23 protein-coding genes are annotated in these 23,899 nt (G+C 71.4%); 9 read left to right on the forward strand and 14 right to left on the reverse strand.

Annotated features, from left to right (window positions below):
• Window positions 1-184: 184 nt before the first annotated feature.
• Window positions 185-976: an SURF1 family protein gene (locus JAO81_RS16450; RefSeq protein ID WP_199548664.1), complete on the forward strand. Its 792-nt coding sequence runs from the start codon at window positions 185-187 to the stop codon at window positions 974-976.
• Between the two features lie 121 nt (window positions 977-1,097).
• Here the strand turns inward: JAO81_RS16450 and JAO81_RS16455 are convergent, their stop codons facing one another.
• The gene (locus tag JAO81_RS16455) at window positions 1,098-1,259 is read right to left on the reverse strand and encodes a hypothetical protein (RefSeq protein ID WP_165335970.1); all 162 of its coding nucleotides are present in this window, start codon (window positions 1,257-1,259) and stop codon (window positions 1,098-1,100) included.
• A 97-nt stretch (window positions 1,260-1,356) separates the two neighbouring features.
• Between JAO81_RS16455 and JAO81_RS16460 the strand changes: the two genes are divergently transcribed.
• A complete protein-coding gene (locus JAO81_RS16460) occupies window positions 1,357-1,671 on the forward strand; it encodes a DUF6191 domain-containing protein (protein WP_199548605.1) in 315 nt (104 codons plus the stop codon).
• 36 nt (window positions 1,672-1,707) lie between these two features.
• Here JAO81_RS16460 and JAO81_RS16465 read toward each other — a convergent pair whose 3' ends face one another.
• The 8 genes from JAO81_RS16465 to JAO81_RS16500 all read right to left on the reverse strand — a co-directional run bounded on the left by JAO81_RS16465 (window position 1,708) and on the right by JAO81_RS16500 (window position 7,954).
• A complete protein-coding gene (locus JAO81_RS16465) occupies window positions 1,708-2,286 on the reverse strand; it encodes a DM13 domain-containing protein (RefSeq protein WP_199548606.1) in 579 nt (192 codons plus the stop codon).
• A gap of 123 nt (window positions 2,287-2,409) precedes the next feature.
• Window positions 2,410-3,234, reverse strand: coding sequence for an ABC transporter permease (locus JAO81_RS16470; RefSeq protein ID WP_199548607.1), 825 nt, complete (start codon window positions 3,232-3,234; stop codon window positions 2,410-2,412).
• A complete protein-coding gene (locus JAO81_RS16475) occupies window positions 3,231-4,223 on the reverse strand; it encodes an ATP-binding cassette domain-containing protein (protein ID WP_199548608.1) in 993 nt (330 codons plus the stop codon). The genes JAO81_RS16470 and JAO81_RS16475 overlap by 4 nt, the downstream gene beginning before the upstream one ends.
• A gap of 103 nt (window positions 4,224-4,326) precedes the next feature.
• Window positions 4,327-5,169 (reverse strand): DUF4097 family beta strand repeat-containing protein, encoded by an 843-nt coding sequence (locus tag JAO81_RS16480; protein WP_199548609.1) that lies wholly within the window; start codon window positions 5,167-5,169, stop codon window positions 4,327-4,329.
• A gap of 94 nt (window positions 5,170-5,263) precedes the next feature.
• Entirely contained in the window at window positions 5,264-5,782 is a 519-nt protein-coding gene (locus tag JAO81_RS16485; RefSeq protein ID WP_199548610.1) for a toxin-antitoxin system HicB family antitoxin, read from the reverse strand.
• Between the two features lie 212 nt (window positions 5,783-5,994).
• Complete coding sequence (locus tag JAO81_RS16490; RefSeq protein ID WP_199548611.1) at window positions 5,995-6,525, reverse strand: hypothetical protein; 531 nt, start codon at window positions 6,523-6,525, stop codon at window positions 5,995-5,997.
• A gap of 8 nt (window positions 6,526-6,533) precedes the next feature.
• A complete protein-coding gene (locus JAO81_RS16495; protein ID WP_374194303.1) occupies window positions 6,534-7,109 on the reverse strand; it encodes a hypothetical protein in 576 nt (191 codons plus the stop codon).
• Between the two features lie 191 nt (window positions 7,110-7,300).
• Window positions 7,301-7,954: a maleylpyruvate isomerase family mycothiol-dependent enzyme gene (locus JAO81_RS16500; protein ID WP_233415462.1), complete on the reverse strand. Its 654-nt coding sequence runs from the start codon at window positions 7,952-7,954 to the stop codon at window positions 7,301-7,303.
• 284 nt (window positions 7,955-8,238) lie between these two features.
• Between JAO81_RS16500 and JAO81_RS16505 the strand changes: the two genes are divergently transcribed.
• On the forward strand, window positions 8,239-9,585 hold the full coding sequence (locus JAO81_RS16505; RefSeq protein ID WP_374194304.1) for a hemolysin family protein: 1,347 nt from the start codon (window positions 8,239-8,241) through the stop codon (window positions 9,583-9,585).
• On the forward strand, window positions 9,582-10,598 hold the full coding sequence (locus tag JAO81_RS16510) for a hemolysin family protein (protein WP_199548613.1): 1,017 nt from the start codon (window positions 9,582-9,584) through the stop codon (window positions 10,596-10,598). Before JAO81_RS16505 ends, JAO81_RS16510 begins: the two co-directional genes overlap by 4 nt.
• A gap of 72 nt (window positions 10,599-10,670) precedes the next feature.
• Here JAO81_RS16510 and JAO81_RS16515 read toward each other — a convergent pair whose 3' ends face one another.
• From JAO81_RS16515 to JAO81_RS16530, 4 genes are all read right to left on the reverse strand, one after another.
• Window positions 10,671-11,921 (reverse strand): MFS transporter, encoded by a 1,251-nt coding sequence (locus JAO81_RS16515; RefSeq protein WP_199548614.1) that lies wholly within the window; start codon window positions 11,919-11,921, stop codon window positions 10,671-10,673.
• Window positions 11,918-13,054: a PLP-dependent cysteine synthase family protein gene (locus JAO81_RS16520; RefSeq protein ID WP_199548615.1), complete on the reverse strand. Its 1,137-nt coding sequence runs from the start codon at window positions 13,052-13,054 to the stop codon at window positions 11,918-11,920. Before JAO81_RS16520 ends, JAO81_RS16515 begins: the two co-directional genes overlap by 4 nt.
• A 126-nt stretch (window positions 13,055-13,180) precedes the next feature.
• Window positions 13,181-13,618: a hypothetical protein gene (locus JAO81_RS16525; protein WP_199548616.1), complete on the reverse strand. Its 438-nt coding sequence runs from the start codon at window positions 13,616-13,618 to the stop codon at window positions 13,181-13,183.
• A 100-nt stretch (window positions 13,619-13,718) separates the two neighbouring features.
• On the reverse strand, window positions 13,719-15,539 hold the full coding sequence (locus tag JAO81_RS16530; RefSeq protein WP_199548617.1) for a protein kinase: 1,821 nt from the start codon (window positions 15,537-15,539) through the stop codon (window positions 13,719-13,721).
• 515 nt (window positions 15,540-16,054) lie between these two features.
• Between JAO81_RS16530 and JAO81_RS16535 the strand changes: the two genes are divergently transcribed.
• Window positions 16,055-17,599, forward strand: a complete 1,545-nt coding sequence (locus tag JAO81_RS16535) for a SulP family inorganic anion transporter (RefSeq protein WP_199548618.1) — start codon at window positions 16,055-16,057, stop codon at window positions 17,597-17,599.
• Window positions 17,600-17,654: 55 nt separating this feature from the next.
• Here JAO81_RS16535 and JAO81_RS16540 read toward each other — a convergent pair whose 3' ends face one another.
• Window positions 17,655-19,145 (reverse strand): choice-of-anchor A family protein, encoded by a 1,491-nt coding sequence (locus tag JAO81_RS16540; RefSeq protein ID WP_233415463.1) that lies wholly within the window; start codon window positions 19,143-19,145, stop codon window positions 17,655-17,657.
• A 147-nt stretch (window positions 19,146-19,292) separates the two neighbouring features.
• Between JAO81_RS16540 and JAO81_RS16545 the strand changes: the two genes are divergently transcribed.
• The 4 genes from JAO81_RS16545 to JAO81_RS16560 all read left to right on the forward strand — a co-directional run bounded on the left by JAO81_RS16545 (window position 19,293) and on the right by JAO81_RS16560 (window position 22,909).
• Complete coding sequence (locus JAO81_RS16545) at window positions 19,293-19,952, forward strand: class I SAM-dependent methyltransferase (RefSeq protein ID WP_199548619.1); 660 nt, start codon at window positions 19,293-19,295, stop codon at window positions 19,950-19,952.
• 202 nt (window positions 19,953-20,154) lie between these two features.
• On the forward strand, window positions 20,155-20,733 hold the full coding sequence (locus tag JAO81_RS16550) for a helix-turn-helix domain-containing protein (protein ID WP_199548620.1): 579 nt from the start codon (window positions 20,155-20,157) through the stop codon (window positions 20,731-20,733).
• A gap of 48 nt (window positions 20,734-20,781) precedes the next feature.
• The gene (locus JAO81_RS16555; RefSeq protein ID WP_199548667.1) at window positions 20,782-22,077 is read left to right on the forward strand and encodes an MFS transporter; all 1,296 of its coding nucleotides are present in this window, start codon (window positions 20,782-20,784) and stop codon (window positions 22,075-22,077) included.
• A 136-nt stretch (window positions 22,078-22,213) separates the two neighbouring features.
• Window positions 22,214-22,909 (forward strand): GAF and ANTAR domain-containing protein, encoded by a 696-nt coding sequence (locus JAO81_RS16560; RefSeq protein ID WP_374194306.1) that lies wholly within the window; start codon window positions 22,214-22,216, stop codon window positions 22,907-22,909.
• The last annotated feature ends 990 nt before the right edge of the window (window positions 22,910-23,899 follow it).

The following is a 23,899-nucleotide window of genomic DNA, read 5'->3' on the forward strand; positions in this document are numbered from 1 at the left end:
GGGCCAACCGCGGGGGGGCGGGGGGGGGGGGGGGGGGGGGGGGACCCCCGGTTTGGGGGAGGGGGGGGGGGGGGGGGGATGGCCCCCCGCAGGCGCCCCACCGTGACGAGGACCGGACCCGGTCCGGGGCGGGGTTCGGGACCCGGGACCGGGCGCACGGGCAGGGGGCCGTACCGTGGAGGACGTGTACCGCTTCCTGCTGACGCCACGCTGGTGGGGCATCAACGTCTTCGTCCTCCTCGCCATCCCCTTCTGCATCTTCATGGGTTCATGGCAGCTCGGCCGCTTCGAGGACCGCGTCGAGGGCCACCGCACAGCGGAGAAGCAGAGCGAACAGGCGGGCAAGGGCGCGGCCACCCCCCTCACCGACCTGCTCCCGGTCACCGGGGAGACCTCCGGCAAGCGCGCCGAGGTGACCGGCGTCTGGGCCGATCAATTCACCGTGCCCGACCGCGAGCTCGACGGAAAGCGCGGCTTCTACGTCCTGGGTCTGCTCAAGACCGACGGCGGCAAGGCGGTCCCCGTGGTCCGCGGCTGGCTCCCGGCCGGCGAGAAGGCACCGTCCGCACCGACCGGCGAGACCACGCTGACCGGTTCGCTCCAGGCCTCGGAGAGCGCGGGCGCCGCCGGAGTGAGTGCGGCCGGCGGTCTGCCCTCCGGTCAGCTCGGCATGATCAGCGCGGCCTCGCTCGTGAACCTCGTCCCGTACGACGTCTACGACGCGTGGATCACCGCCGACCAGGCCTCCGACGGCCTGCGCACGGTCCCCCCGAAGGCACCCCAGGGCACGGGCCTCGACCTCAAGGCCTTCCAGAACCTCGGCTACACCGGCGAGTGGTTCATCTTCGCGGGCTTCGTGCTCTTCATGTGGTTCCGGCTGCTGCGCCGGGAGATCGAGTTCGCCCGGGACGCGGAGCTGGGACTCGCGGACCCCCTGGACCCGGCCGCACAGCCGGACGGTTCACCGGTCGGATAAGGCCGCCCGTCGGACAGACGCGCACGCGCCCGACGGACGACCACACACTCGACGGACGACCACACACACCCGAGCCCCGGCCGGAAAGGGCCGGGGCTCGGGTGTGCGGGCGACGCCTGGATCAGCGGTTGCCCTGGCGGCGGGACTGGGCCTTCTGCTGCAGCCCTCTGGTCTTCGCGCTGATCGACTGCACATCGGGCTTGGTGCTCTTGGAGCGCGCCTGTGCCGCGGAGATCTTCGAGTGCTGGGGGTCCTTGGGGTGGTCGTGGGCATGCTTGGCCATGATCCACTCTCCTCCTTGCGCCGGACTGGCATACGCCCTCCACTTTCCCCCCGCTCCAGGGGTTCGGCCACTCGGCGCAACAGGAGACACTGGCCCCATGGGATTCGTTGTGATGGTCACGCTGCCGGGCCTCGTCATGCTGCTCATCGTGATCGCGTTCGTGGATCAGCTCCTGCTCCGGGCCGGCCGTGCGGGCATGCTCCCGTGGCGCAACGGAGCGCGGACCGGGCAGGTGTCGGCCACCGGCTTCGAGCAGCTGCACGGCGCCCTGTCCCCGGGCAAGCAGAACGAGCTCAAGGAGCGCGAGACCGCCCTGGTGCTGCCGGACGACGAGGACGACGGCGCACCGCCGAACCGGAGCATCGTGGACCTCGACGGCGGTACGGCAGTGATCCGGCGCCCGGCGGCCTGAAACGCCCCTTCGCAGCCCCGTCCAGCGGATGAACCCTTAGGCCCGCACCAGCTCCGCCGCCCCGAAGGACACATCGAACCGGTCGCACCAGATCGCCACGCTCCCGAACTCGTCCAGGTCCACCCCGGCCGGGATCGCGTAGTTCTGGCTGCCCTTGTTCCCCTTGAGCTTGCCGAGGCCGACATGCTCACCGTCGTCGAAGACCCGCCAGCCGCCGACGCCCTCCTTGACCGGTGCGTCGCTGATCCAGACGTGCAGATCCGGACCGTTGCTGGTCTCCAGGTCGGTCAGCCGCAGCACCCGTGAACCGTCGGCCAGTCCGAGCACCTGCACCGAGCCGCTCGTCCTGTGCTCGTGGCTGATGAACTCGCCCCGCGCCAGCGTCCTCGGCGCGGCGGGCGCACTCGCGGAGGGCGGACTCTCCCCGGGCGCCCGCGTGGCAGGCGCACTCGCGGCGGGCGGGCTCACGGCCCCCGGCAGCGCCTCGTTCACCGTCTGGTCCTGGAACAGCTTCCACGGCTGGAACCAGTACAGAGCGAACCCGGCGAGCACCGAGCCGAGCACCAGCCCGCTCACCACGACCTTCGGCGTCAGGATCTTCCGTAGACGAGACATCGCGACCTCCCAGCCACCCATCGGCCGAACCGGCCGCCACACGACCGAACCGGCCGCCCTCGCCGTATTCAACGGCAGGAGCGGCCGGTGCGGTCCCTGTGCTGCGCTGACGTAAGACTTCCGTCACCGCTTGGTGGTCTTGTGGTACGCGCGCAGCGCCCACCAGTACCCGAAGAGCGTGAGCCCGGTGCACCAGGCCAGCGCGATCCAGCCGTTGTTGCCGATCTCGCCGCCCATGAGCAGCCCGCGCACGGTCTCGTTGATCGAGGTGAAGGGCTGGTACTCGGCGAACCAGCGCAGTCCGGCCGGCATCGAGTCGGGGTCCACGACCGCGCTGCCCATGAGCGGCAGCAGCGTCAGCGGCAGCGGTCCGTTGGACGCGGACTCCACGGTCTTGGCGTTCATGCCCATGCCGGCGCACAGCCAGCTCAGGCCGAGGGCCAGGAAGATCAGCAGTCCGGCGGCAGCGATCCACTCGACGAGCGAGGCGTTCGGACGGAAGCCGATCGCGAAGGAGACACCGGTGATCAGGGCGAGCACGGCCGTGACCTGGATTGTGCTCCCGAGCACATGCCCGCTGAGCATGGCGCCCCGGGAGATCGACATCGTACGGAAGCGGTTGATGATGCCTTCCGTCTTGTCGGTGCAGACCGACACCGCGGTGGCCACGGCCCCTGAGGTCGCGGTCATCACGATGATGCCGGGCACCAGGTAGTTGATGTAGTCGCCGCGCGTGGTGCCCGGGCCGAGGGTGCCCGTGCCGATCGCGCCGCCGAAGACGTACACGAAGAGCAGCAGGAACAGCAGCGGCATGACGAGGATCGAGACCGTCATCGCGGGGTAGCGCTGCATGTGCTTGAGGTTGCGGCGCAGCATCGTCAACGAGTCGCGCACGGCGGTCGAGCGGGCGGGCGCCGGCTTGGCGGGGGCGAGGGTCGCGGTGCTCATCGGGCCGACTCCTTCGACTGCGACGGGTGGGGGAGGGCGGCGCCGTCGTCCTTGGGGCGGCCCGTGAGGGTCAGGAAGACGTCGTCCAGATCGGGGGTGTGCACGGTCAGCGACTCGGCGTGCACCTGGGTGGTGTCGAGCACGTCGAGGATGGCGCGCAGATTGGCGGTCGAACCGTCGCTGGGGATCTGCAGCGTGAGCGACTCCTCGTTCCTGGTGGCGACCCCGAACACATTCGCCGCGGCGGCGAGTTGGGCCGCGTCCGTGAACTGCAGCCTGACGTGTCCGCCGGGGATCAGTCGCTTGAGCTCCTCGGCGGTGCCCTCGGCGACCAGCCGGCCGTGGTCCAACAGCGCTATGCGGTCGGCGAGTTGATCGGCCTCCTCCAGATACTGCGTGGTGAGGAAAATCGTGGTGCCCTGGCCGACGAGATCGCGGATCAGCTCCCACATGATGCGCCGGCTGCGCGGGTCGAGCCCGGTGGTCGGCTCGTCGAGGAAGATGATGCCGGGGCTCGCGACCAGGGTCATCGCCAGGTCCAGCTTGCGGCGCATACCGCCGGAGAACGTGGCGGCCGTCTTGTGCGTGGCCTCGGTGAGGTCGAAGCGCTCGAGCAGATCGGCCGAGCGCCGCTTGCCCTCGGCCTTGGGCAGATGGCTGAGGTCGGCCATCAGCATCAGGTTCTCCTCGGCGGTGAGGAGGTTGTCCACGGCCGAGAACTGCCCGGTGACGCCGATCGACCGGCGTACCTTCGCGGCCTGGCGGACCATGTCGTATCCGGCGATCTGCGCCTCGCCGCCGTCAGCGGCGATCAGGGTGGAGAGGATCTCGACGGTGGTGGTCTTGCCGGCGCCGTTCGGACCGAGCAGGGCGAAGATGCTGCCCTCAGGGATCGTCAGATCGATCCCGTCGAGCACGATCTTGTCTCCGTACGACTTCCGTAGACCGAGGGCGGTGATGGCGGCGGGAGCAGCAGTGGATGTGCTCATGACAGCCTGCCTCCTGTGCGGGGGTAAGGGGGTGGGTGGTGAACTGGCGTGCTGTGTAAGGCAGTCGGGCGTGTGTACAGGGATGTGCGGGGATGTACGGGGATCAGGCGCGGCGGATGATCACGTCGCCAACCGAGGTGCGGCCGCGCACCTCGACGGTCTCCTTGGAGGCGTCCGGTCCGGTGCCCGGGCCGAGCGAGTTGCGTACGGCGCCGCCCTTGGTGCTCACGTCGAGCCAGGCGGCCGTGCCCTCGGCGATGCCGATCTCCAGCTGTCCGACCGAGGTCTCGAACCGGACCTGGCCGCGCTCGACCCGTCCGATCCGGATGCCGCCGGTCGCGGAGGTCGCCTGCACATCTCCGTGCGCACTGCCCACGGAGATCCGGCCGTTGGCGGACTTGACCTGCAGATTGCCGGTGATGTCGCCGACGGCGCTGTCGCCGTTGCTGTTCTTCACGGTCGCGGAGCCGTCGATCTCACCCAGGTCGATCCGGCCCGTCCCGGAGATGAACTGGTGGTCGCCGCCGCTCGCCCGGTCGACGCGGATGTCGCCGAAGCCGGTCTTGATGTTCGCGTTGCCGACCTCGTCGAGCTGGATGTTGCCCATGGAGGTCTTGATCGTGATGTCCCCGAAGCGGCCCTGGCCGTCGATGTAGATCATCGAGGCGTTGCTGCCGAGGGCGGAGCCGGCCGGGAGCTCGACCGCCACGTCGATACCGCCGGACTTGTTGAACACGGACCGCGACTTGGGGGCCCTCACGAGCAGCCGGCCGCCGGAGAAGGTGACCTGGGTGTTCTGTGCGGTGCGTACGTCGCGGTCGTTGGCGTCGTTGGTCGGCGTCACCTCGACGGTGGTGTCGGTGCGGTCGCTCGCGGTGATCCGCAGGTTCACCATGTCGCCCTCGACGGAGAGGGTGATGGGGCCGGGGGTCTCGTAACTGGTCATCTCGGGTCCGTCCTTACGGTGCGAAGTCGGTACGAAGTCGATGGGGAGCCGTGCGAAGTCTGTGAGGTGGCCGGGGCGCGCGGTGCGGGGCGCTCTAGCCGGCCCAGCCGGTGAAGTCCCGGGGGTGGTCGGGGTGGTGCGGGGCGGGCGGCGGCGGGGCCAGGGCGGCGGCCACGGCGCGGCCGAGCCAGGCGTTGAGCGAGAGGCCGTCGCGGGCGGCGGCCCCTTCCGCCTGCGCCTTGAGGTGCGCGGGCAGCCGGAGGTTGATCCGGGCGGTGCCGCTGTCGTCGGCGTCCACGTAGGCGGCCGGGTCGGGCGCGGCGGGCGGTGCGGGGGGCGCCGGCTCGGTGGGGCGCGCGGCCTCGTACGGCTGGGGTGTGCTCACCACGAACTCGGGGTCGGTCCCCCGCAGCCGTACACCGACGGAGCCCGGGGCCAGCTCGCGGGTGACCTCGGCCATGGCGTCCGACAGCGCGTTGAGCAGCGCGAGCCGGGCCGCGGACTCGAGGGGCCAGGTGAGCCGCTCGGCCATGGCGCGGGCCTCGGGCCCGGCCGTCTCGGCGGCGGTCGCCAGCTCCTGGCGGAGGGTGTCGACGTACGGCGTGAGGTTCATGACGCCACTATGGCGCCACGCGTGGCGCCATGTCAAGCGGTCGTGGCGCGGGATGGCGCTGCGTGGCGCCAGTCGGCGGTGTCTGTGCAGGTCATGCACCGTCCGCAGAAAACAAAAAAGCCCCCGGTTGCCGCATCGAATGCGGCAACCGGGGGCTCCGGGTGACTGCTGGCCGACCCCTGCTGACTGCTCGGCCGACCCTCCGCCGGCTGCTAGCCGACCCACCCGGTGAAGCCCTGGCCGACCCCGCGCGAGCGGTGCGCGGCGGCCTGTTCCTGGCGGGGCGCCGGGCTGATGGCCTGGGACGCGGCGCGGACGAGCCAGGCGTTGACCGACAGGCTGTCGCGCGCGGCGGCCTCCTCGACCCGGGTCTTGAGGTGCGCCGGAAGCCGGAAGTTGATGCGCGCCATCGAACCGTCGTCGGCCTCGGGCGCGACCGGTGGCGCCGGGGGCAGCGGGGCCTGCGGCGGCGCGGACGGCTGGGACGCCGGCTCCGACGCGGGCGGGGCCGTCACCACGAACTCGGGGTCGAGCCCGCGCAGCCGTACGTCCACCGAACCGGGCGCGAGCTCACGGGTGACCTCGTCCATCGCCGCCGACAGGGCGTGCAGGAGGGTCAGCCGGGTCGCCGACTCCAGCGGTGCGGACAGCCGCTCGGCCAGATCGCGCGCCTCCGGGCCCGCGGCGTCGGCGGCGGTCGCGAGCTCCTGGCGAAGGGTGTCCACATACGGCGTGAGGTCCATGACGCCAATTATGGCGCGTGTGGCGCCATGGCGGGCGCGAGGGTGCCACCGGACCGCCCTGCCCGGGGGCCTTTTCCCGTACGGGAGTCAAGTCCCGACCCTGGGACGGGACTTCGGCCGCCGGTGCGCTCCGGGAGGGGCGGCAACGCACCGGCGGGCGGGCCGGCCCCCCACCGCCGGGCCGGCCCCCCAGGGCCCCTGGGCGTCCTGACGGACACGAGCACGGCGGACAGGGCGGAGGTCACGGCGAGGCTGCCGGCCAGGACCATCGTCACGCCGACCATGAACAGGCCGCTGGCGTCGTCCGACCAGTCGTAGAAGGCGGCGACGGTCAGCCCGGCGGTGATGCCGACGACGGGAACGGCGGGGTGGCGGCGGGTGGCCGCCCAGTACAGCGGCGCGAGCAGGGTCAGCACCAGACCGATCACCTGCCATGCCTCGTACGGCCCGGTCGTCGAGCCGTCGGGGTGCACATCGCGCCGCTGGTCCCAGCCGAGCCAGCCGGCCCAGGCACCTGCGGTCAGCGCGGCCAGGGCGAACGTGGCGATCACCTGGCGGGCGGGGTCGGGAAGGTTCTTGTGCATGCCTCCAGCGTCCCCGCCGGCGGCGCGCGCGACCACCGTACGGATACTCATCCGGGCCCTCTGCACAGGTACTCAGTCCGATACCTGGCCAATGGGCCGCCCGCAGCCCGCAGCCCGCAGCCAGCAGCCCGGCGCCCGCCGCCGCGCCCCCGCCGCGCCCCCGCCCCGCCCCCGCCCCGCCCCGCCCCGCCTCACCGCATGGCGGCCCGCTCCCTCAGCACCTCCACCCCGTCCCCCGCCAGCTCGTCGCAGTAAGCGACCCGGCCGGTCATCGCCATCACCAGCGCCAGGGTGCTGCCCGTCACCAGCCGCCCTGTTCCCGCCGCGAAGGGACCGTCGTCGGCCACCAGGCGCAGCCCGCCGATCCGGCCCTTCGCGAGCACCACGAGATCCGTGCCCCGGTAGTACTCGGCCACCGCCCTGAGCGCCGCGGCCCGGTAGCGGTGCCGGATGCCCAGCGGCCGCCGGATGTCCGCACCGTGCACGACGGTCTCGCCGAGGATCGCGATCGCCGGCAGCGGCGGCTTGCGCGTACTGGTGACCGACCGCCGGAACCGCTCCAGCGTCTCGGCCGTATCCGCGCCGAGCTGCCGCTCCAGCTGCATCGCCACCTGCTTGTCGAAGTCGAACCGGCAGCGCAGCACACCCGCCATCCAGCTCACCGGCGTCAGCTGTGCGGAGGCGGTCAGATGCGCCAGGACCTCCCGTACCGTCAGCTCGGTGCACAGCGAGGGCGTGGCCCATTCCTCGGCGTCCAGACCTGCGAGGTCATCGGCCAGCGCGGCCCGTTCGGCATGGATCAGCGGCCATACGTCACGGCTCGGCGGCCGCTTCCGCTCCGTCATCCGGGAACCTTCCGTCATCCGGGACCTTCCGTCATCGGGACCTTCCCCGAGGGTCTCGTGCTCACCTGCCTCGGCCGGCGGGCGAGCTCACAGGCCGGACCGCCGCCGCACCGGAAAGTCATCGAAGCGGGGCCCCGGTATCCCTGCCCTCATGCGCTTCTTTGCGATTCCTTTACAGTAGGTGGAGAAGTGTCCGCATACGAGAATCCGCAGACGAGAAGGAACCAAGAGCCCGCGATGGGTGAGCCTCCCAGTACCAACTCCCGCCCCAGTGGCGGTGACCGATGCTGAGCTCCGTGCTCGGCCTGCTCGCCGTGCTCGTCCTGACGGCCGGCACCGGCTATTTCGTCGCCCAGGAATTCGCCTACGTGGCAGCCGACCGCCTCGCTCTGGCCCGTGAGGCCGAGGCGGGCGACAAGCGCGCGGCCCGGGCCGTGAAGGTTCTCGGGAAGCTGTCGTTCATGCTGTCCGGCGCACAGCTGGGCATCACGGTCACCGGTCTGGTCGTCGGCTTCCTCGCCGAACCGTCCGTGTCCGGACTCCTGGGCCCGGCCCTGGAGGGCGCGGGGCTCTCCGGCGGAGCGGTATCCGTGATCTCCGTCGTGACCGGCTTCGTGGTGGCCACCGTGCTCCAGATGGTCATCGGCGAGCTGGCCCCCAAGAACCTGGCCCTCGCCGTCCCCGAACGCCTCGCCAAGTCCCTTTCCGCCTCGACCCTCGCGTATCTGAAGGTCGTCGGTCCCATCGTGCGGATCTTCGACGGCGCGGCCAACCGGATCCTGCGCAGGATCGGCATCGAGCCGGTCGAGGAGCTCCACCACGGCGCCACGCTCGAGGAGCTGAGCCACCTCATCGGCGAGTCCCATGAGCACGGCCATCTGCCGGAGGCGACCGCCGAACTCCTCGACCATGCCCTGGACTTCTCCGAGCGCACCGTGGACGAGGTGATGGTGCCGCGCGCGGACGCCGTCTTCGTCCGCAGGGACGCGACCGCGGCCGAGGCCGTGGCCCTGATCGGCAAGTACGGGCACTCCAACTACCCGGTGCTCGGCGACCACCCGGACGACGTGGCCGGGGTGCTCGGCGTACGGGAGCTGATGCGGCTGCCCGCCGCGCGCTTCGAGCGGACCGCCGCGGGCGAACTGGCCCGCCGCCCCCTGCTGTTGCCCGACACGCTGCCGCTGCCGGGCGCGGTCGCGCAGATGCGGGAGCGGGACGACGAGTTCGCCGTCGTGCTCGACGAGCACGGTGGTGTGGCGGGCATCGTCACGTACGAGGACATCGCCGAGGAACTCGTCGGCGATATCGCCGACGAGTCCGACGCGGTGGTGGAGCCGGCCGTCGAGGACGGCGCCGGCTGGCTGGTCGACGCGGGCCGCCGGCTCGACGAGGTGGCCGACGCCACCGGGATCGAGCTGCCCGGGGACGACGACTACGACACCGTGGCCGGCCTGGTCATCGACCGCCTCGGCCGCTTCCCGGCCATCGGCGACCGGCTCGCGGTCGACGTCGCGGACGGGGCGAGCGTGGACATCGCGGTGCTGAGCCTCGACCGCCACGTCCCCGAGCGCGTACGGATCGAGTTCGTCCCGGCCCCCGACGCCTTCGACGCCGAGGAGGCCACGACATGAGCTTCCCGATGGCCCTCTTCATCACGCTTCTGCTCCTGGTCGGCAGCGGCTTCTTCGTCGCCGCCGAGTTCGCCCTGGTCGCCGCCAAACGGCACCGTATGGAACAGGCCGCCGCCCGAGGACAGCGCGGCGCCAAGTCCGCCCTCGCGGGCATGCGTGAGCTGTCCCTGATGCTCGCGGGCGCCCAACTGGGCATCACCCTGTGCACCTTGGGCCTCGGCGCGATCTCCAAGCCGGCGATCTCGCACGAGCTCGACCCGCTCCTGGAGAAGCTGGGCCTGCCCGCCGGGCTCAGCTACGGCATCGCGTTCGCCGTCGCCATGATCGTCGTGGTGTTCCTGCACATGGTGCTCGGCGAGATGGCCCCCAAGTCCTGGGCCATCGCCCACCCCGAGCGCTCGGCGATGCTGCTCACGCCTCCCTTCCGCGCGGTGGTCAAGGCCGTGCGCCCGCTGATCCGCGTGCTCAACGCGGTGAGCAACGCGCTCGTACGGCTGTGCCGCGTCACCCCGCGCGACGAGCTCGCCTCCGTGCACAACCGCGAGCAACTGACCCATCTGGTCGAGGAGTCCGAACGCCTCGGCCTGATCAGCGAGACCGACTCCGACCTGATCACCAGCTCGCTCACCGAGCCGCTGACCCCGGTCGGCGCGCTGCAGACGCCCATGGACCGGATCACGTCCGTACGGGCCGCGGCCGGCGTCGACGAGATCCTCAAGGTCGCCTCGGCGCACGACCGCACCCGGCTCCTTGTCATGGACGGCCCGGCGGTGCTCGGCTCGGTGCACGCCCGCGACGCCCTGGTCGCCCGCGCCCAGGGCCGCGCCCCGACGGCCCGCGAACTGGCCCGCCCGGTACCGGAACTGGCCACCACCGCCACGATCGCCGAAGCCGTCGAAACCCTCCGCCACCACCGAGCCACCCTCGCAGTAGTCCACAACAACAAGGGCCACCTAACAGGCCTGCTCACCCTGGACGACCTCCTCTCCCGCCTCCTGGAGCCCACCCTCTGAACGGGGGACCGATTGTCTGGACGTAACCGCCCAAAGCGGATATCGCACAGGACGATTGGTCCCCCTGTCGCGCTATCCGACGGATGTGAGGGGCGGGGTCCGGCGGTCGGGGTGTAGGTGGCCGGTGCGGTCCAGGGATGTGATTGCGGCTGCGCACAGGGTGCCCGTTGTGGCGAGGGCGGCCCAGGGGAGCCAGGGCACGCCCGTGTCGAACAGGGCGCCCACGGCCAGGTTTCCGGCCGCGATCGCGAGGCCCGACGCCGTGTTGTACGCGCCGTAGTACGTGGCGACCAACCGCTCGCCGGACAGTCTGACCACGGTGTCCATCTCGAACGGATAGAGCAGCGCCCCGCCCCACGCGAGCAGCGCGGCGCACAGGGCAAGACCCAACACCCCGTACAGGAAGGGTCCGTCGTACAGGAGCGGCAGGAACGCGGCGCCCATCAACGCGAGCCCCCACGCGATGGCCCGCGGCCCGGACAGGGTCCGTTTCGCCCAGGCCGTCAGCCTCAACTGCCCGGACAGGGCGGCGAGCGCGGACACGGCGAACACGGCGCCCGTCACCACGCCCGCGCGCTCGCCGAACAGCTCCCGTGCCCGCAGCGGCAGCGCGAGGTACACCTGGAAGGCCAGGACGTAACTGCCGGACATGGCCACCGCGAACAGCAGGAACGGCCGGTTCGCCGCGATCGAGCGCCAGTCGGCGAGGACCGCGCGCCAGGCCGGTTCGGCGCCGCGGTCCAGGGGCGGACGTCCGGGCAAGGCCCGTGCCTGGAGCAGCGCCAGGGCGCCGAAGATGACCGCCGACGCCGCGCACACGGCCCTGAAGTCCCAGGCCAGAAGCGCGAGTCCGGCGAGCGGGCCGACCAGGATCCCCGCCTGGTAGAAGACGTTGAACGTGGCGAAGGCCTCGACCCGCCGCTCCGCACCCGCCTCGGCCGCCAAGTACGCCCGTACCGCCGGATTGAACAGCGCGCCCGCGAGCCCCGTCAGCGCCGACGCGACGAGCAGCGCGGGCAGCGACTGGGCGAAGCCGAGCAGCACGAAGGCCACGGTCCGCAGCGCGCACCCGGCCAGGATCAGCGGCTTGCACCCGTAGCGGTCGGCGAGCGTCCCGCCGACCAGGAACATCCCCTGCTGCGACAGATTCCGTACGCCGAGCACCAGACCCACCGCCCAGGCGGCGAGCCCGAGTCCGTGGCCCAGGTGGTCGGCGAGATAGGGCATCAGCATGTAGAAGCCCAGGTTGATGGCGAACTGATTGACCATCAGGAGGCGTACGGCCGGGTCGAAGGACGCGACCCGCTCGCGGAGCCCCTTCATCGCACATCCGCCGTACGGGCGAGAGGGTCGCGGACCTGTCCGCACCGCGTCCAGGCCGTCACCACGCGGGCGTCGGATGTCGCGATCTCGGCGGGGGCGGGCGGGGGCTGGACGTCAAGAATTCCTTGCTGCTCGCACCAGACGTCGTTATAGACCGTCTCCAGATAGCGGTACGGCCCGTCGGGGAACACCGCCGCGATCCGCGTCCCCGGCGGCGAGGTGCGGGCCACCCAACCGGCCACCAGCGCGACCGCGCCCACGCTCCAGCCGCCCGAGGCATAGTGCCGGCGTGCCAACGCGCGGCAGGCCCACACCGCTTCACCGGGCGCCACCCAGTGCACCTCCGCGAACGCGTCGTAATCCACGTTCGCCGGATGGATGCTGGAGCCGAGCCCGCGCATCAGCCGTCGCCCCGCGGGCTGTCCGAAGATCGCTGAGCCGACCGAGTCCACGCCGACCACCCGCAGGCCGGGGGAGTGCCGGCGCAGCCCGGCCGCGATCCCGGCGGAGTGCCCGCCGGTGCCGACCGCCACCACGAGGGTGTCGATCCGGCCGAGCTGGGCGGTGAGTTCGGCGGCGAGGGGTCCGTACGCGGCGACATTGTCGGGATTGCTGTACTGATCCGGGCAGTACGCCCCCGGCCGCGCGGCCAGGAGTTCGGCGACCCGGGCCCGGCGGGCCTCCTGCCAGCCGCCGGCCGGATGCGGCCGGTCCACCCGGTCGACGTGCGCGCCGAGCGAGGTCAGAAGCCGGACCATCGCCGGCTCCATCCCGGGATCGGAGACGACGGTGACCGGATGCCCGTACGTCAGCCCGGCCAGCGCGAGCCCGAGCCCGAGCGTGCCGCTGGACGACTCGACCACGGGTGCACCGGGCCGCAGCGCACCGCGGCGCCGCGCCTCGCGGATCATGTGCAGGCCCGGACGGTCCTTGATGCCGCCGGGGTTGGCACCTTCGAGCTTGGCGAAGAACCCGCGGCCGGGCGGGGCGAAGGGACGGTCGATCCACAACACAGGGGTGTTGCCGACCAGTTGGGCGGGACGGCGGGCGAGCGCCGGGACGGGGGGGTGGGGGGGAGGGAAGGACCCGGGCGGGTTGGCGCCGGGGTCGGGGAGGGGGAGAGGGGGCTTCATGGCGTACGGCTCCTACGTGCTGCGGCTGCGCCAGGCGCGTCCGGCACGGGATCGGCAGGTCAGGGTCGCGCGGACGCATCCCGTGAACTCCCGCCTCGTATACGGGAGGTGAGATGCGGGGCGCGCCTACTGCCGCCAGACGCAGAGCGAGGACCGTCCGCCGCCACGGCCCGGCGGGCCCGCATGGTCCACCGCCGCAGGGGACGCCGGCGCGCACCCGGCGGCCGGGTCGAGGAGACCGAGGAGGGGCAGCGCCGGCGCGGAGAGCTCCTGAGTGCCCGGATCACGCGGCCGGTCCACCGAGTGGTCGACGTGTTCACCCTCGTCGTGATCGTGCGCGGGCCCCGGCGCGAGCGCGGCCTGCTGCGGACCGGCCGCCGCGTGATGACCGGGCGGACAGACGATGATGCCGAGATACGGACCATGCGCGCCGTGCGGCCCGGCGAACGGAGCACTGTGCGCGGCACTCGCCAGATGCGCGGTGATCAGCACGGCGAGCACCGGCACGAGCACGAGACGGCCCTGCCGCATCGCCCGCACCAGCGCACGCCACGACTCGATCATTCACTGATCGTAATTCGGTGATCACGCGAGGTCACGTCCGCGAGCTGCGGTTCCCCCGTACGTGAGCCCGCCGGCCCCGCTCACACCGGAGCCCGCCACCTCAGTAGGCCACCGTGTCGCACCACTTCTCCGCCCACGCGGAGGGTCCGTGCGCGTTGGCCGCGCGGACCGTGACGCAGATTTCGTCCCCGGAGAACGGGCCGTTGATCGTGTAGCTGGTGGAGCCGGTGGAGTACGTGGTGTCGACGTTCTTCTCGGTGAAGTTGCTGCCCTTGTTGGTGTAGTGGATGTCGTAGCGGGTCGCCCGGGGGATCGCGGACCAGCTCACCTTGATGGGCATATCGCAGGAGCCGACACAGCCGTGGACGTACTCGAGCTTGTAGGCCGTGAGGGCGGGCGGCGGGGAACCCGCGGAGGAGCCGCCACCGGACGCACCGCCGTCGGACGCACCGCCGTCGGACGTGCCACCGCCGTCGGCGGAACCGCCGGACCCGTCACCCGTCGGGGCGCCGCCCCCGCTGTCCGGCTCCTGTGAACTGCCGTCGCTCCCCTGGTCGTCGGGCCGCGCGCTGCCCTTCGGGTTCTTCGCTCCGTCGTCGTCCTTCCCGTCGCCCCCGCCCTTCTCCTTCTGCTTTCCGGAGGGCGAACTGCTGGGCGTACGCGAGGAATCACCGTCTCCCGGTGTCGCACTCGCGCTGCTGCCCGGCGGCTGCGTACGGGTCTCATCGCCGCCGTCACCGGAGGGCTGGGGCAGCGCGACCGGTCCGCCGCCGCCAGGGGGGGCGGCGGCGACGGGCAGGACGAGGAGCGTGCGCCGCCGGCGCGGCCGCTCCTCACGGGTGGAGGTGTCGGCGGGCGCGCCGGGCTGCCGCGGCCGCAGCCCGACGGTCGCCTGATCGACGGCGGCGCCCGCCGCGGCCGGCTCCTCCCGCAGGGGTGTGGCCTCGGCATCGAGCAACTGCGCGGACTGCTGGGCGAGATGGGCGACGACGGGCGCGGGCAGCCAGGTGCCGCGCGCCGCGGTGGGCCGCGGCCGCCCGGGATCCGCGAGCAGCTCGTCGACACCGGGCCGCCGCTCGGCCTCCTTGGCCAGGCACCGTGTGATCAGCGCCCGCAGCGCGGCATCCTCGATCCCCGTCAGATCGGGCTCGCCCTCCACGATCTGGTACATGACGGCGTGCTGATTGCTCGCCCCCTGCCCGAACGGCAGCTGCCCGGTCGCCGCGTACGTCAGGACGCAGCCGAGGGTGAACACATCGCTCTTCGCCCCCGCGCGCCCGCCTTGTATCTGCTCCGGAGACATGAACCCGGGCGAGCCGACGGCCATCCCCGTACTGGTCAGCAGGGAGGAGACGGACGCGTCGAGCGCCCGGGCGATCCCGAAGTCGATGACCTTGGTGCCGTCCACGGTCAGCATCACGTTGGACGGCTTGAGGTCGCGGTGCACGAGCCCGGCCGCGTGGATGTCCGCGAGTGCGTTCAGCAGACCGTCGGCCAGGGTGTGCACGGACGAGGGCGGCAGCGGTCCGTGCATCCGTACGACCTGCTCCAGCGAGAGCCCGGCCACATACCCCGTCGCCACCCACGGCGGCTCGTCGTCAGGGCCGGCGTCGAGCACCGGCGCCGTGTACCGCTCGCCGACCCGTCCGGCCGCCTCGATCTCCTGGCGGAACCGCGCCCTGAACTGCGGGTCGGACACATGCTCTTCATGGACGACCTTCACGGCGACGGTACGCCCGCGCTCCGTGCGCGCCAGGAACACCCGCCCCATCCCGCCGGCACCCAGCCGGCCGAGCAGCAGATACGGCCCGATCCGCGGGGGATCGCTCGCGGCGAGCGGCTTGATCCCGCCGTCGATGCCCTCGACGCCGTCCTGCCCGGCGTCCCGCTCGCCGCGCTCGTCCCCGTTCGTACCGCTCATGGTGGTCTGGCTCCCCCGGTTTCGCACGCCTGGTCCCGGCGCAACGCCGTTGAGGATAAACGGTGTTGAGGCGCGTGGTGAAGGAGCGTCCGGTGCTCCACGTGATCGCCGCACCGGGGGCAGGGGGCCCACCCTGACCCGCCGTCTCGCCGTCTCGCCGTCCTGCCGTCCCGCTGTCCTGCCGTCCCGCCGATCGGCGGGGCGGATCCCGGCCGAGCGGGGGCCGGATGGTCGTCGGGTTGGGCTGGTGCCGTCCCCCCCTCCCCTGGACCGGGGCACTGAGCGCGCGACCGCCAGCCGTGCCGGGGCCGCCGTCGCTCCCGGCGAGAACCGATGTCTGCGGGAGAGAGCGTGCGCATGCCCCTGATGCACAGCGCCGCCGCGTGCCCGCCGTGACCGTCCGCCCCTGAGCGGTCCGGCCCCGCCGCCGCACCCACCCCCGCCGCACCCACCCGCCGCACCCACCCGCCGCACCCACCCGCCGCACCCACCCCCGCCGCACCCACCCTTTCTGCATGCCCGCACCCCGCCGGGTGTGCCCGAGCACGACAGGTCCCGCACCCTTGTCCACCTCCGCACTGTCCGCTGCCGCCCGCCTGCGCCCCGACTGGCTGAAGGACCCCAAGGTCTGGCGTACGGAGACCCTCGCCGGTCTGGTCGTCGCGCTGGCCCTGATCCCCGAGGCGATCTCCTTCTCGATCATCGCCGGGGTCGACCCCGCGATCGGCCTGTTCGCCTCCTTCACCATGGCCGTGGTGATCTCGGTCGTCGGCGGCCGCCGCGCGATGATCTCGGCCGCGACCGGCGCCGTAGCCCTGGTGATCGCCCCGCTCAACCGCGAGCACGGGCTCGGCTACCTGGTCGCCGCGGTGATCCTGGCCGGTGCCGTCCAGATCGTCCTGGGCGTGCTCGGCGTCGCGAAGCTGATGCGGTTCGTGCCGCGCTCGGTGATGGTCGGGTTCGTCAACGCCCTGGCCATCCTGATCTTCATGGCCCAGGTCCCCGAGATGCGCGACGTGCCCTGGCCCGTCTACCCGCTGATCATCGGGGGCCTCGCCCTCATGGTCCTCTTCCCGAGGATCACCAAGGCGGTCCCGGCGCCGCTCGTCTCCATCGTGATCCTGACCGTGATCACGCTCGCCGCGGGCATCGCGGTCCCGACCGTCGGCGACAAGGGCGACCTGCCGTCCTCGCTGCCCGTGCCCGGCCTGCCCGACGTGCCGTTCACGCTCGACACCCTGACCACCATCGCCCCGTACGCGCTCGCGATGGCGCTGGTCGGTCTGATGGAGTCGCTGATGACGGCCAAGCTGGTCGACGACATCACCGACACCCACTCGTCCAAGACCCGTGAGTCCATCGGTCAGGGCATCGCCAACATCGTCACCGGCTTCTTCGGCGGGATGGGCGGCTGCGCGATGATCGGCCAGACGATGATCAACGTACGGGTGTCAGGGGCCCGCACCCGCCTGTCGACCTTCCTCGCGGGCGCCTTCCTGATGGTGCTGTGCATCGTCTTCGGTCCCGTGGTCTCCGACATCCCCATGGCCGCCCTCGTCGCCGTCATGGTGATGGTGTCCTTCGCGACCTTCGACTGGCACTCCATCGCGCCCAGGACCCTGCGGCGGATGCCGGCCGGGGAGATCGCCGTCATGGTGATCACCGTCGCCGTCGTGGTCGCCACGCACAACCTCGCGATCGGTGTGGTCGCCGGCACCCTCACCGCCATGGCCGTCTTCGCCCGCCGCGTCGCCCACGTCGCGGACGTCACCGCGGTCACGGACCCGGACGGCGCGAGCGTGGTCTACTCCGTGACCGGCGCCTTGTTCTTCGCCTCGTCCAACGACCTCGTCGGCCGGTTCGCCTACGCCACCGACCCCGACAGGATCGTCATCGACCTGACCGCCGCGCACATCTGGGACGCCTCCTCCGTCGCGGCCCTCGACGCGATCGGGACGAAGTACGCGCAGCGCGGCAAGACCGTGGAGATCGTCGGCCTCAACGAGGCGAGCGCCCGGATGCACGAGAAGCTCAGCGGCGAACTGACCGGAAGCCACTGACGAGGAGCGGTCCCGTCCGGGAGCCACTGGCGAGGAGCGGTCCCGGAGCCACTCGCTAGCGAGGATCGGACCCGCCCGTACGGCGGCGGCGTACGGCCCACAGCATGGCGCCGGCGCCGGAGGCGACGCCGAGTCCGGCGAGCACACCGATGTGTCCCACGGACAACTCCTCCCCTGTATCCGCCAGTTGGGGAGCGTCGGGTCCGGGCGGCGTGGAGCTCGGCGTCGCTGGGCCAGGGGTCGGCGCCGGGCTGGGGGGCGCCGGGCTGGTGGGGGCCGGTGTGGTGGGCGCGGCTGTGGTCGGCGTCGGGGTGGGCGTGGTCGGCGTCGGCGTCGGGGCCGGTGTGGGTGTTTCGGTGGGGGGCGGTGTCGGTGTCGGCGAGCCGGACTCGCACGACAGGTCCGCGGCGAACGGGAAGTAGTGGATCTCACCCGCGTTCACATCCGACCCACCGGACCCTTCCGTCCCGGCCAGTGGACCCGCGACCAGCGACTTCACGATGATGTCGCCCTCGATATCGGACGGGTCGACATCGGTCAGATGCGCGCTCGGCGCGAAGATCGTGCCCTCGATCGAGTCGCCGTCCGTGACCGTGATGCCGGTCGCGTCGGGGAAGTCCCAGAGGATGTACGGCGCGTCGGTGCCCGAGACGCCCGCCATGTTCGGGGTCGACCAGTCGAAGTCGCCGCCGGTCGCGCCGGTGCCGACGACGATCGCCAGCGGGGTGTCCGCGCTCGGCCGCGTCGTGAACGTCATGATGTCGATGTTGTCGAGCTGCTCACCGGTCAGCTGCAGCACATTGGTCCTGCCCGGGGTCAGGTTGACGGTGACGTTGGAGCCGGCGGGCGGGTCCGGGACGACAGCACCGCTGCTCGTATCGGTCAGGACGACGTTGTCCTCGCAGCCGGCGATCCGGGCGGCCCGGGTCCGGTACGTCGTGAACAGTGCCGGGAAGTCCATCAGGTCCGCCGCCTGCACGGAGTCGGCGTCCTGCCGGGTGGTCAGCTCGACGCGCGGCGTGGAGTCGTAACCCGAACCCGCCGCCACCACGCGGGTGTTGACGGATGCGCCGTTCCCGTCCTTGTCCAGGGCCTGACCGCCCGCCATGTCCCCGACGTGGACATAGCCGTTCGCCAGCACCCTGAGCACACCGTCCGGGCTGCTCGCCGCGTAGTCGACGAAGCCGCCGACGAGCAGCGCGGTCGGGGTGCTCTCGCCGGGCGCGGTGAAGGTGCCGGGGGTGTGCAGGGAGACGTTGTAGCCCGCGCCCATGGTGAGGTTTCCGCCGACGGCGACGGGCCCCTCGGACTCGGTGCTGCCGAGGGTCGCGTCGCCTTCGGTGACGACGCCGAAGCCGTTGTTGCCGGCCACGGGGTTGCCGATCGCGATGGTCTCGCGGAAGGCGGAAGGGGCCGAGGACACGGGGCTCGCCGCGAGCAGTAGCCCGCCGGCGCACACGGCGCACGCCGTGGCGGCCCCGAGCGCGGCCGGCCCGGCCATCGCCCAGGTCCTGCCACGCCCGGACGCTCTGGGGTGCTGGGTCATACGGCGCACTGTGCTCCTCGTACGACGACCTCACCGACCCCCACGCCGTGCGGCACCCTTTCGCGGGAACGTCCACGGGGCAACCGGCGGCGCCGCACTCAGGACGCCCCGGCTCCAGGTCCCCGCCCCCTCACTAGAGTCGCCCGCATGCCTGATCTCTCCTACCTCGCCGCCGTCCGGGAGTCGTACGACACGGTCGCGTCCGACTACGTCGAGCAGGTCAAAGCGCCGGCGGAACTGGATCCCCTGTCACGCGGCATGCTGGACGTCTTCGCCGAGATGGTTCGGACGGCCGCCCTCGGCCCCGTCGCCGATCTGGGATGCGGGCCCGGCAAGGTCACGGCCCACCTCGCCGAGCGGCAAGTACCCGTATTCGGCCTGGACTTGTCCCCCGCCATGGTCCAACTGGCCCGCAACGCCTACCCGGAGCTCCGGTTCGACGTCGCCTCGATGACCTCGCTCCCGATCGACGACGACGGCCTCGGCGGCATCCTCGCGTACTACTCCACGCATCACACCCCGCCGGAGCTGCTGCCCGTCGTGTTCGGCGAGTTCCGCCGCACGCTCGCCCCGGGCGGCAGCCTGATGCTCGCCGGCCACGTAGGAACGGGCCAGCACTTCCGTCCGACCCAGGCGTACGGCGGGCATCCGGTGTCGTACGAGTCCTATCTGCTGCCACCGGACGAGATCGCCGAACTCCTGCGCCAGGCAGGGCTCACCCTCACGGCGCGTCTGGTGGAGGAACCCGCCGAGGGGGCGCAGCGCACCTACGCCACGTTCCTCGCCCGCAAGCCGGAACGGGCTTGAGGAGCGAGACGACCGAGACGACCGAGACGACCGAGGCGACCGAGGCGACCGAGGCGACCGAGACAGCCGAGACAGCCGAGGCGACCGGTTCGCGCGGCCGGCATCCGACGCATCCCTCATCTCCCCAGCCGAAGAACCCAGATGCGAAAGGGAGTTGCGCAAATCTCTTTCGCAGTTCCTCTGTCCTGTCTACGGTGGGCGCATGTCGTCGAAGAAGGTCACCGATGTACGTGCGCTCAAGGCGTACGCCCACCCGCTGCGCATCCGCCTCGACCGCGCGTTGATCACCGCGCAGACGGCGACGGCCACCCAGCTCGCCGAGATGGTGGACGAGCCGGTCTCGCTGGTCAGTTACCACCTGCGCAAGCTCGCCGAGCACGGCTATATCGAGGAAGCGCCGCCGCAGGGCAGCGACGGCCGTGAGCGCTGGTGGCGGCCGGCGGCCGAGGTCTTCGACATGCACTGGAAGGACTTCTCGGACTACCCGGAGGGTGTCGCGGCCTACGTCGGAGCGGGCCAACAGGTCATACAGGCCCGCATGCAGAGCCTGCTGAGTTACGTCGGACAGCAGGCCGCCTGGCCGCAGGAGTGGGCGACTTCCGCTTTCGGCAGCGGCCGGCTGCTGAAGCTGACCCGCGAGGAGCTCCAGGAGATGGCCGAGGAGGCCGCGGCGTTCTGCGACCGCTGGGCGGCGCGCAGCCGTGCGGCGGAGGAGTCCGCCGACGGCCAGAGCCGCGAGCACGTCGAGCTCCAGATGTACGGCTATCCGTTCAAGCCATGAGCAGCCGGCACCGCCGCGTAAGGAGACCGCCTCGTGCCTACACATGGCATGCCCCTGACATCCAGCCCGCGCCCGGCCCATCGTGACGCCAATGTCCTGCGCTGGCTCACCGCCTACGCCCTCTCCTTGATCGGCGACGCCGCCTGCATGGTCGCCCTGGGCTTCGCCGCCCAGGAGGTGGCCGGTCCCGCCCAGGTGGGCATGGTGATGGCGGCCGGCGCCGTACCGCGCGCGCTCCTGATGCTCGGCGGCGGCGTCGTGGCCGACCGCTTCGGCCCCGGCAAAGTGGTGATCGGCAGCGATGCCGCACGGTGCGCGATCGTGCTGGGCATCGCCGCCGCCCTGTGGCTGACGTCGCCGGGGCTGTGGCTGCTGGTCGCCGGCGCGGTCCTCTTCGGCGTCGTGGACGCGCTGTTCATGCCCGCCGTGGGCGCGCTGCCCCCGCAGCTCGCCGCGCTGGACCAGATCGGCCGGATCCAGGGGCTGCGCATGCTGGCCGTCCGGACCAGTTGGATCGTCGGACCGCCGCTCGGCGGGCTTGCCATGGCGTACGGCGGGGCTGCCGCGGCGCTCGGAGCCGCGGGGCTGCTCTTCGCCCTCTCCGTACCGCTCCTGATGGCTCTGCGGCTGCGGTCACTGCCGACCGATGACCAGCCCGCAAGCACCGTCCCGCAGAGTGCGTGGGGTGAACTCCTCGACGGGCTGCGGTACATACGGCGGCACCGGGTGATCGGGCCGCTCATGGTCTCCGGGGCGATGAGCGAGCTCGGAACCAACGGGCTGCTCACCGTAGGGCTGATTCTGCTCAGCAGGGACCAGGGCTGGGGTCCCTCAGGCTACGGCTGGATCGCCGGGGCGTTCGGCCTCGGACAGGCCGTGTGCGCCGCCTTGCTGGCCGTCAAGGGGCGGGTGCCGAGGGCCGGGCTCGTACAGAACGTGATGCTCGTCGTGGGCTCGGCCGCGCTGGGGGCGGTCGCGTTCATGCCCACGCTTCCCGCGGCCGTCGGTCTGTCGCTGCTGTCCGGACTGCTCTGCGGCATGTGCGGGGGACTGGCCATCGCGCTGATCCAGACCTCGGCGGCGCCCGGCTACCTGGGTCGCGTCACGTCGGCGATGAGCCTCACCGGCGTCGGACTCACCCCGCTCAGCTTCCCGTTGTTCGGCGCCGCGATCAGCGCCTGGGGCGCGCAGCCGGTGTATGTCATCGGCGCGGCGTTCAGCGCGCTGGGCGCCGTCGCCGGGCTGTCCTCGGCAGCCGTACGCCGTGCGGAACTGCCGCGTCTGCCGGGCAGGAAGGACACGGGTCAGCCGGCGGCAGTTCCCGTTCACAGGAGCGTGCCGTGACTCCCGGTGGAAGCAGGCAACGGGAAAAGTGCCTGTGCCGCCTGCGAGGTGTACGGCTGGGGTACACAACGGCCTGAGCGGGAAAGTGTGCGCAGAGGCCGGAAGGCCGGCCGGCCCGGGGAGAGGCGAGATGGACATGGACTGGGAACGTTTCGCGCAGAAGATGGCCCTGATGGCGCGGGATCTGCTGGCGCAGGACTCTGTCTCGTCCACCCTTGAGCGGATCACCGGTTCGGCCACCGAGTTGGTGGAAGGGTGTGACGCCGCCGGCATTCTTGTGATCAACGGGAAGACGGTCGAGTCGCTCGCGCCTACCGAACAGCTCGTCGCCGACAGCGACTTGCTCCAGGGCCGGTGCGGTGAGGGGCCGTGTTTTGATGCCGCCAGGGATCGCCGGACGGATCGCGTGTTCCGTATCGGCGATCTCAGCGACGAACGGACACACTGGCCCCTCTACGCTCCCCAGGCCCATGCGCTCGGGGTGGGCAGCATGATGGGTTTCCTGCTGTTCACCGAAGACGAGCATGAGGAACTCGGTGCGCTGAATCTGTACTCCCGCAGACCCGGCGCCTTCTCCGAACGAAGTGAACTGGCCGGGTGGCTGCTGGCTTCGCATGCCGCGGTCGCTCTTTCCAGCGCTCGCACCCACGCACAGATGGAACAGGCCCTCTCCACGCGTCACGTCATCGGTGAAGCCATGGGCATCCTGATGGGCTCACTGCGCCTCACCGAGGACCAGGCGTTCACGGCCCTGCGTCGGTATTCACAGGAGCACAACATCAAGCTCCGGGATGTCGCCCTCAGGGTGTGCGCTGTCGGAACCCTTTCCTGATGCCGGTGCGGCTCCCGCGGCTCGGTTCTGAACCGGCGGGAGCCTGGCCGGGCCAGGCCCCCGGGGTATGCCACAGCACTCGGCTTGCACACCGGGTCCCCCAGACACACGTTCTTAAGCGTCGCTCCTGTTGCACTCGTATAGGTGGGTTCGATCCAGCAGCTGGTGCACCCGCCGATGGGGCAAGGTCGACAATCTCTCCGCCTGGGTCACGGAAATCTATGTTGGCCAGAGTAGACATTGAGAGGTGATGTGGTTATGGTTTCTCTCGTAGCCGAGATCAAGCAAGCCCGGCAGGGATGAACTGCCGGGCAGTAGTACCCGCAGTTGCAGTTCGCAGGACGGTTCGGTGGTGGAGTTTCGAAGCCATGGTTGTTGTAGGACGGCGACGGGACTGACGACCGGACCGGGTGGCCCGCAGGCATCAGGGGCCGCCGTGAGCAGTACCCGCAAGTTGCAGTACCCGTAAGTGCAGTTCGCGGTACACAGCAGTGAGTCAGTGAGCAGCACCTCGTGTGAAGGCGTCGGCTGCGGACGCGCGCACCGGGAAGTTCGGCAGTGGGGTTCCAAGCCAGAGCAGACGCAGGACGGGCGACGGGGCTGGCTGTCGAAGAGTGGCGCTACCGCAGGCCACTGAGCAGTACGCATCACCAGCAGTACGCATCACCAGCAGTACGCAGGAAAGCAGTACCAGCAGTAGGCAAGTGTTCGACCCCAGAGGGAAGAAACGGAGGAGCCGAGCGCCATCAGGATCGCCCGGGCAGATGTCTTGAGCCCGGGTACCGCAGGACATCGATAGTGAGGTGGTCTCCGGTCAAGCAACCGCGATCCCCGCAACCCCGACGCCTTCCAGGTCGGGTCGGCGGAAACAGAAGGCCGGCGCAGTATCAAGGCCGGCAGATGGTGTAGCAGTTCCTTCGGGGCCCGGGGGGCGGCGCGGGACCCCGGGCCCCCCCCCCCGGTCCCCCCAAACAGGGGGGGCGTGGGGGG

This window comes from Streptomyces sp. N35, assembly GCF_016464295.1.
GTDB lineage: Bacteria > Actinomycetota > Actinomycetes > Streptomycetales > Streptomycetaceae > Streptomyces.